The following is a 14,007-nucleotide window of genomic DNA, read 5'->3' as shown; positions in this document are numbered from 1 at the left end:
TTGAGATAGTGGCCATGAAGAGGAAGCATGCTTGTTTTGCATTTTGACTATATCATTTGCTCTGTATTATACTTATTAAGAAAACTTAATAATTACAGAGGTATATTACGATTCAAATAGAGGTATGTTTGAATTGTATTACCATAATGGGAGATGCATTTATGTCAGACAAGCATACAATCATGGCATTGAAACAATCGGTCATTACACATGCACATGAGCTTTACTTGGCCGGGGAGGGTGTTTAGTTGAATCTGGCTAACAAGATTACATTGGCGCGTATTTTTCTCGTTCCAATCATGATGTTCTTTTTACTGGTGAACGTTGATTATTTCCCGCCGATCCGCATAAACGAATTTTATATTACGTACAACCAAATAATTGCTGCGCTCATTTTCATTATTGCTGCGAGCACGGATGGTTTGGATGGATACATAGCGCGCAAGCGCAAAATGGTAACCAACCTAGGCAAACTGCTTGATCCACTGGCTGATAAGCTGCTTGTTGCAGCTGTTCTAATCTCACTTGTGGAAATGGGTAAATGTGATGCGTGGATTGCTGTTGTTATCATTAGTCGTGAATTTGCTGTAACTGGCTTGCGTCAAGTTGCTTTGCTTGAAGGCAGTGTTGTTGCTGCGAGTAAGTGGGGCAAATGGAAGACGGCTATCCAAATTACAGCTATCATTGCGATGTTGTTGAACAACTTCCCGTTTGCGTTTATTGGCTTCCCGTTTGATGTGATTGCAACATGGGCAGCAGCGCTGATTACGGTCTATTCAGGAATTGACTATTTTGTAAAGAATAAAAAAGTGCTGCGTCTCTCTTAGCACTGAAAGATTGGCAGCAGGCATAAGCTCAGTATATTTTGGGCAGCCTGCTGCCTTTGATATATGTGGGATAAATACAAGGTTCGTACCTATAAAATGATGGTGGTGGGCGTAAGATGAAAGCGGAGATGATAGCCGTAGGAACGGAATTGCTGCTCGGTCAGATCGTAAATACGAATGCACAGTTTTTATCGCAGCAGCTTGCCCTGTTGGGTATAGATGTGTATTACCAGACGGTTGTGGGAGATAATCCACATCGCATGAAAGAAGTCGTTGATACGGCACGAAAACGGGCGGATATCGTTATTTTAACAGGTGGGCTTGGGCCAACCATGGATGATATAACGAAGGAAGTTGTAGCGGAGCTGCTAGGACGAGATATAAGCACTCACAGACCGGGTTTAGAAAAAATTGAGAATATGTTCCGTGAGCGCGGTATTCATATGGTCGAGAGTAACAAGCGTCAGGCAGATTCAATTGAAGGGGCATTCCCACTGGACAATGAGGCAGGTCTTGCGATTGGCAACGCAGTTATTGCTGATGGTACTGTGTATTTGCTTCTGCCTGGACCGCCAAAAGAAATGAAGCCTATGTTTCTAAATGTTGCGGTTCCGTGGCTGAAGCAGCACGTGCTTCAGGATGAGCAAGCATTGTACACCCGTATGTTGAAATTTGCTGGTATTGGTGAATCAAACTTAGAAGAGCAATTGAAAGATTTGATAGCTGGACAGACAGATCCTACGATTGCTCCTTATGCAAAGGAAGGCGAAGTGTTGATTCGATTAGCGACGAAAAGTGATTCGCAAGATGAGGCTAATCGTAAATTGGATCAGTTAGAGTCGCTTATACGATCACGGTTGGAATCCTATATTTATGCAGTTGCGGATTTGCCTCTTGAGAGTATTGTTGTAGATTTGATGACTGCGCGTGGATTAACGTTGGCATCGGCTGAGAGCTGTACAGGTGGATTGTTTGCTGAAACGGTTACATCTGTTTCTGGGGTAAGCGCGATGTACCTCGGTGGAGTTGTCACCTATACGAACGAGATGAAGCATCAACTGTTAGGTATTCCAATGAACGTATTGGAAGGTGAGGGTGCTCCAGGTGCCATTAGTGAACAAACCGCAGCGTTGATGGCTGAGGGTGTGCTGGAGCGTACGAACGCGGACATGGCCATTTCGATTACAGGCGTTGCAGGGCCAACCGAATCCGAAGGGAAGCCTGTAGGGCTCGTATATATAGGCATTGCTGAACGTAATAAGAACACGGTAGTTGAACTTTTAAAAATAAATGGTAATCGAGAGATGGTTCGAGTCCGTGCTGTTAAAACAGTATTGCATCGATTGTGGAAAATGTTAAAGCAGTAGGATATTGATTAAAAGCCATCTATCTCGCGGCTAGGCGTGTGTTGTATGCGTGTGGTAGTTGGGGCGATGTACCGCTTGTTATTCGCTCTAAGTGATCGTATAATAGCTATACGTTCAAAAAGCGGAGGAACCGCAATGTGCCAGGTTTGTTGGTGCGTTGCGGTTTTTTGTATATTGACGCTTTCGCGCAATTTTAATAGTCTAATTGACTGTAGATTATATGGTTGAAGTTGGAAGGGGTGGGTAGAAAAAAACGAATGTATGTTCGAAAAAATGCTTGTGCATCGTCTCGAAAAAAGGTATGATAAGAGTACAAAATGAATGAAGGATGTGAGTGTGTGTCAGATCGCAAAGCAGCATTAGAGATGGCATTACGTCAAATAGAAAAGCAATTCGGTAAAGGTTCCATCATGAAGTTGGGCGAATCCAACCATATGCAGGTTGAGATTGTACCAAGTGGATCTTTAGCGTTGGATATAGCGCTCGGCACAGGTGGACTTCCTCGTGGGCGTATTGTTGAAGTGTACGGACCGGAATCTTCAGGTAAGACGACTGTTGCATTGCACGCGATTGCTGAAGTGCAGAAGACTGGCGGACAAGCTGCGTTTATCGATGCGGAGCATGCGCTTGACCCGTCCTATGCTAATAAGCTCGGTGTTAATATTGATGAACTGCTTCTGTCCCAGCCGGATACAGGGGAGCAGGCTCTAGAGATCGCGGAAGCGCTTGTTCGCAGTGGCGCTGTTGATATTATCGTTATCGACTCTGTTGCGGCACTTGTTCCTAAGGCTGAGATCGAGGGTGACATGGGTGATTCCCACGTTGGTCTTCAAGCTCGTCTTATGTCTCAAGCTCTTCGTAAGCTTTCTGGTGCGATTAGCAAGTCGAAGACGATTGCTATCTTCATTAACCAGTTGCGTGAGAAGGTTGGCGTTATGTTCGGTAATCCTGAGACAACTCCGGGTGGTCGTGCATTGAAGTTCTATTCTTCCGTACGTTTAGATGTTCGTCGCGTCGAGACGATCAAGCAAGGTAACGATATGGTTGGTAACCGTACACGAATCAAGGTTGTGAAGAACAAAGTAGCTCCTCCATTCAAGCAAGCGGATATCGATATTATGTACGGTGAAGGAATTTCCAGAGAAGGCAGCATCGTCGATATTGGAACTGAGATGGACATCGTTCAAAAGAGTGGTGCTTGGTATTCCTATGAGGGCGAACGTCTAGGTCAAGGTCGCGAAAATGCGAAGCAATTCTTGAAAGAGAATGTGGAGATGTCAGTCAAGATCGAGAACCTTATTCGTGAGGCTAGCAACTTAACTACGGTTATTCCTCCATCTTCTCAGGACGAAACTGATGAGGATGAAGAAGAATTGTTGGCGCTTGATGCTGAATAATTGGATGATGGACAAGCACCTTACCAGACGGTAGAGGTGCTTGTCTTTGTTGTAGTTGCCGCGTTATTTGTATGAGAAGCGCCTTCCTTATTGCGGTAGGTCACAAAATAGCCGATGAGGGGGATATAGATGCAGCAAGATGAGACGATAATAGTAAAAGTTCAGCTAGATGAAAAACAGCGCAATCGCTACGTCATTTTTTTTGAGCATGCTGCGCCAATTAATGTGCATGAAGATACGATGGTGAAGTATCGCCTTACGAAAGGCTCAGAGGTGTCCATTTCCTTTCTAGAGGAGATCATACGGGCGGATGAGCAGCACAAAGGCTATATACAGGCGTTGACCTATTTACAGCGCAAGCCTCGTACACGAATGGAAATGGCTAAGTATTTGCAGCAAAAAGAATACGATGATGAAACGATTCCAATCGTATTGGACCGATTGGAGCGTGAATGGCTTGTAGATGATGCTGCATATGCGGAGCAGTGGGCAGAGCAGCGAATTACTCGACATAGCAAAGGTAGTCGCTGGATTCGACAGGAGCTAAAGCAAAAAGGCGTGCATGAGAATCATATTCGCACAGCCATCGAGTCTATTGATCCTGAGCAGGAATGGGAAAGTGCAGTCGGAGCCGCTGCAAAGAAGTGGCGTCAAACGCGTGGTGAAACGTATATTCGTAAGAATAAAGTTGCAGCCTACTTAGCAAGAAGAGGTTTTTCAAGCGAAATGTCGCGTAAGGCAGCTCAACAGGTGGCTGATGAGTCAGTCAGAAACGATCAAGGTGAAGAGACTTGGTAAAAGAGAAGTTGAGCTTTGCTTGACAATATCTTTTCCTGAATAATAAAATGAACATGTATCTTTATTTTCACGAAATCAATTTCCCCTTCCAGAAGTTGATTTTAGCTGATTCATTTCGCCAATGTCATAGTTCCGATTGTCACTATGTAGGGGTGATGATCGTGTGTGCGAATGCATGCAATTTTGCCGACATCTTAGGGGTGCCGGTCGATCCATGAGTATGAATCAATTGAAACTGTAACAAAAACAAATGAAACCTGTCCCAAGCAGTGCTTGGAGTAACCAACGGGGAGGTGAGGCAATGAACGTCAACATTTGGCTCGCAATCGTTCTCGTTGTGGCTGCATTGTTCTTGGGGTTTGGAATCGGTTATCTGATTCGCAAATCGCTGGCGGAAGCGAAAATAACGAGTGCTGAGCATGCTGCGGAACAAATCGTGGATAACGCACGTAAGGAAGCGGAGGCACTAAAGAAAGAAACAGTGCTTGAAGCAAAAGACGATGTCCACAAAGTTCGCACCGAAGCGGAGAAAGATATCCGTGAACGCCGGAACGAAATTCAACGTCAAGAAAGACGAATCGTACAAAAAGAAGAGTCGTTGGATAAAAAGTTAGATTCGCTCGAACGTAAAGAGGAACAACTAGCTAACAAAGAGAAGCAGATTGAAGAGACACAAGAACAAGTTGAGCGCATCCATCAACAACAAGTTTCGGAATTGGAGCGCATATCGAATCTGTCCATGGAAGACGCTAGACAGATTATTTTGACGAATGTCGAGCAAGAAGTTCGTCATGAGACAGCACAAATGATTAAAGAAATCGAGCAGCAAGCTCGAGAAGAGGCGGACAAGCGCTCACGTAATATTATTACGCTAGCAATCCAGCGCTGTGCGGCTGACCATGTGGCTGAAACTACGGTATCTGTCGTTGCTTTGCCGAACGAAGAGATGAAAGGCCGTATTATCGGTCGTGAAGGACGTAACATTCGCGCATTGGAGACGCTTACGGGTATTGATCTAATTATCGACGATACTCCAGAAGCGGTTATCTTGTCTGGGTTCGATCCAATTCGTCGTGAGATTGCTCGAACATCACTTGAGAAGCTGGTTGCAGACGGACGTATTCACCCGGCACGTATCGAAGAGATGGTTGACAAATCACGTAAAGAAGTGGATGAACGTATTCGTGAATACGGTGAACAAGCTACATTTGAAGTGGGCGTGCATGGTTTGCATCCTGACTTAATTAAAATTCTTGGTCGCCTCAAATTCCGTACAAGCTATGGACAGAATGTACTTAAGCATTCCATGGAAGTTGCGTATCTAGCAGGGTTGATGGCTGGAGAGCTTGGTGAAGATGTAACTCTTGCTAAGCGTGCAGGCTTACTACACGATATCGGAAAAGCGTTAGATCACGAAGTAGAAGGATCTCACGTAGAGATCGGTGTAGAGCTGGCGAAAAAGTACAAAGAACATCCTGTCGTTATTAACAGTATTGCATCCCACCATGGTGATTGCGAAGCAACATCGATTATCGCAATGCTCGTTGCTGCTGCAGATGCATTGTCTGCTGCAAGACCGGGAGCTCGTCGCGAAACGCTTGAAACATACATCAAACGACTGGAGAAGCTTGAAGATATCTCTGAATCGTTCGAAGGTGTTGATAAATCGTACGCGATTCAAGCTGGACGTGAAGTTCGTGTCATGGTACAGCCTGAGAAGATTGATGATACGGAAGCGTATCGTCTTGCTCGCGAGATTACGAAAAAAATCGAGAGTGAACTGGATTATCCGGGGCACATTAAGGTTACAGTTATCCGCGAGACTCGAGCGGTGGAATACGCCAAATAATAATAGACGTATAGGACTTGGAGAAGTGGCCGCGTCGGCCACTTCTCCGTTTGTTAAGGAGGACTTGTTTCCGATGAAAGTATTGTTTATCGGTGATATTGTGGGCAACACAGGGCGCAAAGCAGTGAAGACGCTGCTTCCCGAGTTGAAGAGCAAATATAACCCACATATTATCATTGCGAATGCGGAAAATGCAGCAGGTGGGCGTGGTGTGACTGCTGCAATTATTAAAGAATTCGCCGATCTCGGTGTACATGGTTTTACGATGGGAAATCATACTTGGGATAACCGTGATATATTTGAATGGATTGATGAAGAGAAGCGTGTCGTTCGTCCGGCTAACTTCCCTCCAGGAACACCTGGAAGAGGAATGACGACGATTAAGGCGAATGGGAAAGAACTAGTCATTGTTAATCTTCAAGGGCGAACGTTCCTGCCTGCAATCGACTGCCCTTTCCGTACGGCAGACGAGTTGTTAGAGCGTGCAGGTAAGCAGTCCAAAGCGATTCTAGTCGATTTTCATGCTGAAGCGACTTCTGAGAAGATCGCAATGGGCTGGCATTTGGACGGCAGAGCATCTTTCGTTGTTGGTACACATACGCATGTGCAAACGAACGACGATACGATTTTACCGAATGGAACAGGCTATTTGACAGACTGCGGAATGGTAGGTTCCAAAGAAGGCGTACTTGGCATGGAGCGCGATGCGGTGCTTCGCAAGTTCAAGACCCAACTACCTGTTCGTTTCACAGTATGTGAAGGCAAATGGCATTTCCATGCTGTCCTTGTTGATATTGATGATTCAACAGGAAAAGCGGTGCGTATTGAAAAAATTCGTATCCGCGAAGACGAGTGGATTATGAGCTAGTATTATGAATATTTCGAGAACCTTGGCTGTATACATGCTATAAGCAGCTAAGGTTCTTTTTGTGCTTGCCCAAGTTAGTCGGAGGTTCTTCTTCGGTCAATTGGGGTATAGGGATATATTGGTGGTATTTTTAGCCTGTTTACGAATATGTTGTAATAGTGGAATCAACCATTATTCCCGAGGAGGTACTTTCATGGAAGTATTAAAAGTTTCAGCAAAATCCAATCCAAATTCGGTAGCTGGTGCGTTAGCAGGGGTTTTGCGTGAAAGGGGAGCGGCCGAACTGCAGGCGATTGGTGCAGGTGCTTTGAACCAAGCAATTAAGGCGGTCGCCATTGCACGGGGATTTGTTGCGCCTAGCGGTGTAGATTTGATTTGCATTCCGGCATTCACCGATATTGTCATTGATGGTGAGGATCGTACAGCAATCAAATTAATTGTAGAGCCAAGATAAGAGAGGATGTAGGCAACTAAGATGGAAACTGCGAAGAGAACGTACTAACCTGTTTACGCTGTAAGCAGGTTTTTTGCTGTATATTTTTGTAGAGGGAAACCTTGTATACATAGTTAGGCACAGCTTATATACACGAAGATGCCTAGATTACTGGAATAGGCTATAATGAAAGGCAGCGATAGGAGACAGATGGCAGAGACAGAAGGGATGAGAATCGCATGAAACATACAAAAATCATTGATTTCCATTGTGATGTACTTTATAAAATGCTTTATGAGAATAAGGTTAACTTTGAAAATGCAGAATTAATGGATATTACACTGCCACGATTGAAGAAAGGCCAAGTTGGCATGCAAGTATTTGCGCTTTTTTTAGAAGCAGCTCCTTTAATAGGACCTCCCCGGTTTGCCCAAGTGCTGCGTGCAATCGATTTGTTCCGTGAGCAGATTGCTGTATTGCCAGAAATGCATTGGGTGAAATGGAAGGAAGATTTGGAGATGCTAGAGCAGGATCGTTCATTGATCGGCTCTATTCTCTCTCTAGAAGGAGTAGATGCGTTAGAAGGGGACATGGTATATGTTCGTACACTGTTTGAACTAGGTGTACGGTTTATCGGCTTATCCTGGAATCATGCCAACTGGGCTGTAGATGGAGCAGGAGAACCACGTTCTGGCGGGTTTACGACAGAAGGGTGGCAGTTAGTTGATGAATGTGATCGATTAGGAATTGTGCTCGATGTGTCACATTTAAATGAACGTGCATTCTGGGAGTTGATGGACGGGACAACACGACCAGTTATTGCTTCGCATTCCAACTGCGCGTCTTTGCAGCCGCATCCTCGCAATCTGACAGATGATCAGATTCGTGCCATCATTGCACGGGACGGAAGAATAGGTGTGACTTATGTGCCGCTATTTGTCGCAGAAAAAGAACTTGTCACGATAGAGGACTTGCTAGGGCATATCGATCATATTATTCAATTAGGTGGAGAGAATCATCTGATGCTTGGCTCAGACTTTGATGGCATTGATGACAAAATTCAAAACTTAGAGCATGCCGAGCATCATCCAAACTTACTTGCGATGATTGAGCAGCGCTATGGCAGCGCAGTCATGAACAAAATTGCATATGAGAACGCAAATAGGTTCCTTAGAACTTATTTGCCGCAGCGGGTATAGCAAAATAATATTTTTTACCTATCACAACTTTGCATCGTACTTATCTCAAGGTGCTATGAGCGAAGATGGGAAAACGCTTGCCTTTTACTAAGACTGGACATAGAATGATTATGACTCAGGCCAATAAGCCATTGCCAACTATTTAATAGTTACAAGATGCGTAAATGATGTGTAACATGGATAGGCAGTATTTTCGAGTCACCTTAAAGGAGTGGGCGAGCTTGATTAGTCAATTGTCGTGGAAAATCGGGGGTCAGCAAGGGGAAGGTGTGGAAAGTACAGACCGGATCTTCTCTACTGCATTGAATCGTCTAGGTTATTACTTATACGGTTACCGACACTTTTCATCGCGTATTAAAGGCGGACATACCAACAATAAGATTCGTATTAGCACGAAGCCTATTCGTGCCATTTCAGATGATTTAGATATTCTCGTTGCTTTTGATCAAGAGTCCATTGATCTGAATGCACATGAACTGCATGATAACGGCGTTATCGTTGCAGATGCGAAGTTTAATCCAGTGGTACCTGAAGGTGTCACTGCAAGATTGTTTGCAGTACCAATTACAGCGATCGCTGAGGAACTTGGAACATCTCTTATGAAGAACATGGTAGCGTCTGGCGCGTCATGGGCTTTATTAGGCCTGCCTTTAGAAGTGTTCAATAGAGCGGTTGAAGAAGAGTTCGGGCGTAAAGGCGCAGCTGTTGTAGAGAAAAACATTGATGCAGTTCGTCGTGGGGCTGAGTTTGTACTAGAACAAGCGGGCGGTCCTTTGGATGAGTTTCAGTTAGAGCCTGCTGATGGTAAACAGAAGCTATTTATGATCGGTAACGATGCAATGGCACTTGGGTCATTGGCAGCAGGTTGCAGAATCATGTCTGCGTATCCAATCACACCGGCTTCTGAAGTTATGGAATATTTAATTAAAAAACTGCCGAAATTCGGTGGAACAGTTGTGCAGACAGAAGACGAAATTGCAGCAGCAACGATGGCTATCGGAGCTAACTATGCAGGTGTTCGTACGATGACGGCTTCTGCTGGACCGGGTCTTTCCCTGATGATGGAAGCTATCGGTTTAGCAGGTATGACAGAGACGCCGCTTGTTATTATAGACACACAGCGCGGAGGGCCAAGTACAGGCTTGCCAACGAAGCAGGAACAAAGTGACGTAAATGCGATGATCTATGGTACACATGGAGAGATTCCAAAGATTATTATTTCTCCAAGCTCCATTGAAGAGTGTTTCTACGACATGATCGAGGCATTCAACTTATCGGAGCAGTATCAATGTCCAGTTATCGTGTTAACTGACTTGCAGCTCTCCTTGGGCAAGCAATCTTGTGAAATGCTTGACTACAATCGTATTGTCATCAATCGTGGCAATTTAGTATCGGATGTGCCGCCGCTGGAGACGCATGCGCAGTTCAAACGTTACGAGTTTACGGAGGATGGCGTTTCACCTCGTGTTATTCCAGGTGAAAAAGGCGGACTTCATCACGTGACAGGTGTAGAGCATGATGAGATTGGACGTCCATCTGAGAGTTCAATCAACCGCAAGAAGATGATGGATAAGCGTCTTTCCAAGTTAGACAACTTGCAGATTACGAATGCGATTCATGTAGATGCGTCTTACGAAGAGCCAGAACTGCTTATCGTAGGAATGGGATCTACTGGCGGTACAATTGATGAGGCTCGTGTTCGACTTGAGCAAGATGGCATCAAAACGAACCATATTACGGTTCGGCAAATTTATCCGTTCCCGACAGAGCTGTTCAAGCCGTATGCGGAACGAGCAAGCCAAATTGTTGTTGTGGAAAATAACGCAACAGGCCAATTGGCGGATCAAATTAAGCTTAATGTAGGATGTTCGGAGAAAGTTCGTAATATGCTCAAGTACGACGGAACGCCGTTCCTACCAAGCGAAATCTATTCCCGAAGCAAGGAGTTGGTGTAAGATGGCAACGTTCAAAGAGTTTCGCAACAATGTGAAGCCGAACTGGTGCCCAGGCTGCGGTGATTTCTCGATTCAAGCAGCGATTCAACGCGCAGCGGCCAACGTAGGCTTGGAGCCTGAACAACTAGCTGTTATTTCAGGTATCGGCTGTTCAGGTCGTATTTCAGGATATGTGAATGCCTATGGATTCCATGGTATACACGGACGTGCATTGCCGATTGCACAAGGGGTAAAGCTTGCAAATCGTGATTTGACGGTTATCGCCTCTGGTGGTGATGGCGATGGATTTGCAATCGGTATGGGACATACCGTGCACGCGATTCGTCGTAATGTGAATATCACTTATATCGTTATGGATAATCAGATCTACGGGCTTACAAAGGGGCAAACTTCTCCGCGTAGTGCTGTAGGTTTCAAGACGAAGAGTACACCGGAAGGTTCGGTAGAGACAACGCTAGCACCATTGGAGATTGCATTGGCGGCTGGAGCGACATTTGTGGCTCAGTCGTTCTCAAGCGACCTGAAGCAGCTGACATCTTTAATCGAGCAAGGCATTAATCATGAAGGATTCTCTTTAATTAACGTGTTCAGTCCTTGTGTCACATTTAACAAAATTAATACGTATGACTGGTTTAAAGAGAACATCGTAAACTTGGCGACGGTGGAAGGCTACGATCCAACGAACCGAGTGATGGCTATGACGAAGCTGATGGAAACGAATGGAATGATTACAGGACTTATATATCAAGATACTTCCCGTCGTTCGTACGAGAACTTGGTACCTGGCTTCTCCCAAGAGTCTCTCGCACATCAGGATCTGACTTTGTCTCCGGATGATTTCAATAGCTTGCTTAAAGAATTTAAGTAATAATAAATAAATTCAATTAATTGTTAAAAAGGCATATGTCGAAAGATGTATGCTTTTTTTATTTTCATAGTATAATAAAAGTTGGTATATGAACTAGAGAGACAAGCGAGAGGTGGAAGAAACATGAAAACTGTACCAGTAGGCGTTTCCGGTCGTCATATTCATCTAACACAAGAGCACATTGAGGCACTATTTGGACCAGGTGCTCAACTAACAGAATTCAAAGCATTGTCCCAGCCAGGACAATTCGCAGCAGTAGAAACAGTAGAAGTTATCGGACCTAAAGGTTCCTTCAATACAGTACGTATTTTGGGACCAGCTCGTCCAGCATCCCAATTGGAAATTTCTCGTACGGATTCCTTCGCTTTGGGCGTAAAGGCACCTGTGCGTGAATCTGGCGCTATCGAAGATACACCAGGTATTACGCTTAAAGGCCCACATGGTGAAGTAGTATTGGACAAAGGGGTTATCGTTGCTGCTCGCCACATTCACTTCCATACATCTGATGCAGAGAAGTGGGGCATTCAAGATAAGCAGACGTTACGTGTACGCGTAGGCGGAGAGCGTGGCGTTGTATTTGAAAATGTACTTGCTCGTGTACATCCAACATTTGCATTGGACATGCATATCGATACAGATGAAGCGAATGCTGCTGGTGTTAAGAACGGCGATACAGCTGAAATCATCGACTAATAAGCATTTTAAACGGTCCCTAAGGGGCCGTTTTTTAATTTCCTGCAACGTCCTATCTTGGAATCGAATAGAAATCAATGGTATAATATTCTGGATTGTGTTTCGAACTCATTGTGAGAACAAATGAATGATGATTGTAGACAAAATTATAAATAAAAAAGGAGTGACCAAGAGGATGAGCAAGGGGAAGGATTACGCTAAGTATTTTGACTTTTCTCAGGCCAAAGTCATTTCAGAGGATGAGAACGGCAAGAAGATTCGTCTTCATGGCCGTGAAATTTATATTATGTCAGAACCGAATCAGCGTCAAGAAAAGCAGCGTGGTAAACAGGACATACAGGTGCATTATGAAGATGCGGTTCCTGAAAATCTGCGTGAGATTGGCAATGGTAAGCGCTACATCATTTATACGTTTGGCTGTCAGATGAATGAGCATGATTCAGAGACGATGAGTGGATTGCTCGAACAGATGGGTTATGAGAAGACAGAGGATCGCAAGGAAGCGGACATCATTTTATTAAATACATGTGCGATCCGTGAAAATGCTGAAGATAAAGTGTTTGGAGAATTAGGGCATCTCAAAACATTGAAGCTTGAGCGGCCTGGACTTATACTTGGGGTGTGCGGCTGCATGTCTCAAGAGGAAAATGTCGTGAACCGCATCATGAGTAAGCATCAATTTGTTGATATAATATTTGGAACTCATAATATACATCGTCTGCCGTTCCTCGTCCGTGATGCGCTGTTCAATAAAGAAATGGTTGTTGATGTATGGTCTAAGGAAGGCGACATTATCGAAAACCTACCTAAGAAGCGTTCGGGCATGCGAGGATGGGTCAATATTATGTACGGTTGTGATAAGTTCTGTACCTATTGTATCGTACCGTATACGCGAGGTAAGGAACGGAGCCGTCTGCCAGAGGATGTAATTGCAGAAGTTCGAGAGCTTGCACGTCAGGGCTATAAAGAAATTACATTGCTTGGTCAAAATGTAAATGCGTACGGGAAGGACTTCATTGATAGAACGTATACGTTTGGGCACCTTATGGATGAGATTCGTACGATTGATCTTCCGCGTATTCGTTTTACAACCTCCCATCCACGTGACTTCGATGACCATCTCATTGAAGTGTTGGCTAAGCAGGGGAATCTAGTGGAACATATTCATCTTCCTGTTCAATCGGGCAGCAGTGCAGTGTTGAAGAAGATGAGCCGTAAGTATACACGCGAGCATTATTTACAGCTTGTACATAAAATTAAGGCGGCCATTCCGAACGTATCGTTGACGACGGACATTATTGTAGGTTTCCCAGGCGAAACCGACGAGCATTTTGAAGAGACGATGTCGTTAATGAGGGAAGTGGAATTTGAACAGGCGTTTACGTTTATTTATTCGCCGCGTGAAGGAACACCAGCAGCTCAGATGGAAGACAACGTGCCTATGGAAGTGAAGAAGGAACGATTGCAGCGTCTAAATGCTTTAATGAAGGACTTTAGCCGCAAAGGCAATGAGAAATTGCTCGGTGAGACGGTAGAGGTGCTCGTTGAAAGTGAAAGTAAAAATAATGAACTCATCTTATCAGGCCGTACTCGTACCAATAGGCTCGTTCATTTTGCAGGTTCAGAAGAGCTGATTGGTCAGTTTGTACACGTGGAAGTGACAGATATTAAATCTTTCTATATAAAAGGCGAGCTTGTCACAGAAAAGATGCAGATGAGTTCTTAAAAATGATAACAGCATCAGGTACAATGA

12 protein-coding genes are annotated in these 14,007 nt (G+C 44.5%); all 12 read left to right on the top strand.

Annotated features, from left to right (window positions below):
• Positions 1 to 248 precede the first annotated feature (248 nt).
• Entirely contained in the window at positions 249 to 827 is a 579-nt protein-coding gene (gene pgsA, locus H580_RS0115065) for a CDP-diacylglycerol--glycerol-3-phosphate 3-phosphatidyltransferase (protein WP_028595512.1), read from the top strand.
• Between the two features lie 116 nt (positions 828 to 943).
• Positions 944 to 2,194, top strand: a complete 1,251-nt coding sequence (locus H580_RS0115060) for a competence/damage-inducible protein A (protein ID WP_028595511.1) — start codon at positions 944 to 946, stop codon at positions 2,192 to 2,194.
• A 338-nt stretch (positions 2,195 to 2,532) separates the two neighbouring features.
• A complete protein-coding gene (gene recA / locus H580_RS0115055; protein ID WP_028595510.1) occupies positions 2,533 to 3,591 on the top strand; it encodes a recombinase RecA in 1,059 nt (352 codons plus the stop codon).
• Between the two features lie 129 nt (positions 3,592 to 3,720).
• A complete protein-coding gene (locus H580_RS24420; RefSeq protein ID WP_036605347.1) occupies positions 3,721 to 4,389 on the top strand; it encodes a regulatory protein RecX in 669 nt (222 codons plus the stop codon).
• A 301-nt stretch (positions 4,390 to 4,690) separates the two neighbouring features.
• On the top strand, positions 4,691 to 6,238 hold the full coding sequence (gene rny, locus H580_RS0115045) for a ribonuclease Y (RefSeq protein WP_028595509.1): 1,548 nt from the start codon (positions 4,691 to 4,693) through the stop codon (positions 6,236 to 6,238).
• A 73-nt stretch (positions 6,239 to 6,311) separates the two neighbouring features.
• A complete protein-coding gene (locus H580_RS0115040) occupies positions 6,312 to 7,106 on the top strand; it encodes a TIGR00282 family metallophosphoesterase (RefSeq protein ID WP_028595508.1) in 795 nt (264 codons plus the stop codon).
• Positions 7,107 to 7,299: 193 nt separating this feature from the next.
• A complete protein-coding gene (locus H580_RS0115035) occupies positions 7,300 to 7,560 on the top strand; it encodes a stage V sporulation protein S (protein WP_006286829.1) in 261 nt (86 codons plus the stop codon).
• A gap of 218 nt (positions 7,561 to 7,778) precedes the next feature.
• Positions 7,779 to 8,738, top strand: a complete 960-nt coding sequence (locus H580_RS0115030; protein WP_028595507.1) for a dipeptidase — start codon at positions 7,779 to 7,781, stop codon at positions 8,736 to 8,738.
• Between the two features lie 221 nt (positions 8,739 to 8,959).
• Positions 8,960 to 10,693: a 2-oxoacid:acceptor oxidoreductase subunit alpha gene (locus H580_RS0115025; protein ID WP_028595506.1), complete on the top strand. Its 1,734-nt coding sequence runs from the start codon at positions 8,960 to 8,962 to the stop codon at positions 10,691 to 10,693.
• Position 10,694: 1 nt separating this feature from the next.
• Positions 10,695 to 11,561: a 2-oxoacid:ferredoxin oxidoreductase subunit beta gene (locus H580_RS0115020; protein ID WP_028595505.1), complete on the top strand. Its 867-nt coding sequence runs from the start codon at positions 10,695 to 10,697 to the stop codon at positions 11,559 to 11,561.
• A 123-nt stretch (positions 11,562 to 11,684) separates the two neighbouring features.
• Positions 11,685 to 12,254 carry a phosphate propanoyltransferase gene (gene pduL, locus H580_RS0115015; protein ID WP_028595504.1) on the top strand — a complete coding sequence of 190 codons (570 nt, stop codon included), beginning with the start codon at positions 11,685 to 11,687 and terminating at the stop codon, positions 12,252 to 12,254.
• 175 nt (positions 12,255 to 12,429) lie between these two features.
• Entirely contained in the window at positions 12,430 to 13,980 is a 1,551-nt protein-coding gene (miaB, locus tag H580_RS0115010; RefSeq protein WP_028595503.1) for a tRNA (N6-isopentenyl adenosine(37)-C2)-methylthiotransferase MiaB, read from the top strand.
• Positions 13,981 to 14,007 lie beyond the last annotated feature (27 nt).

Origin of the sequence: Paenibacillus assamensis DSM 18201 (assembly GCF_000422445.1) — a bacterium.
GTDB lineage: Bacteria > Bacillota > Bacilli > Paenibacillales > Paenibacillaceae > Paenibacillus_B > Paenibacillus_B assamensis.
This window is presented reverse-complemented; position numbering and strand designations above follow the sequence as displayed.

What these genes read in the sequence shown, in the direction of transcription:
- H580_RS0115060 (WP_028595511.1), top strand. Translation starts at nt 944, where the DNA reads ATGAAAGCGGAGATGATAGCCGTAGGAACGGAATTGCTGCTCGGTCAG.
- H580_RS24420 (WP_036605347.1), top strand. Translation starts at nt 3,721, where the DNA reads ATGCAGCAAGATGAGACGATAATAGTAAAAGTTCAGCTAGATGAAAAA.
- rny (WP_028595509.1), top strand. Translation starts at nt 4,691, where the DNA reads ATGAACGTCAACATTTGGCTCGCAATCGTTCTCGTTGTGGCTGCATTG.
- H580_RS0115040 (WP_028595508.1), top strand. Translation starts at nt 6,312, where the DNA reads ATGAAAGTATTGTTTATCGGTGATATTGTGGGCAACACAGGGCGCAAA.
- H580_RS0115035 (WP_006286829.1), top strand. Translation starts at nt 7,300, where the DNA reads ATGGAAGTATTAAAAGTTTCAGCAAAATCCAATCCAAATTCGGTAGCT.
- H580_RS0115030 (WP_028595507.1), top strand. Translation starts at nt 7,779, where the DNA reads ATGAAACATACAAAAATCATTGATTTCCATTGTGATGTACTTTATAAA.
- H580_RS0115020 (WP_028595505.1), top strand. Translation starts at nt 10,695, where the DNA reads ATGGCAACGTTCAAAGAGTTTCGCAACAATGTGAAGCCGAACTGGTGC.
- pduL (WP_028595504.1), top strand. Translation starts at nt 11,685, where the DNA reads ATGAAAACTGTACCAGTAGGCGTTTCCGGTCGTCATATTCATCTAACA.
- miaB (WP_028595503.1), top strand. Translation starts at nt 12,430, where the DNA reads ATGAGCAAGGGGAAGGATTACGCTAAGTATTTTGACTTTTCTCAGGCC.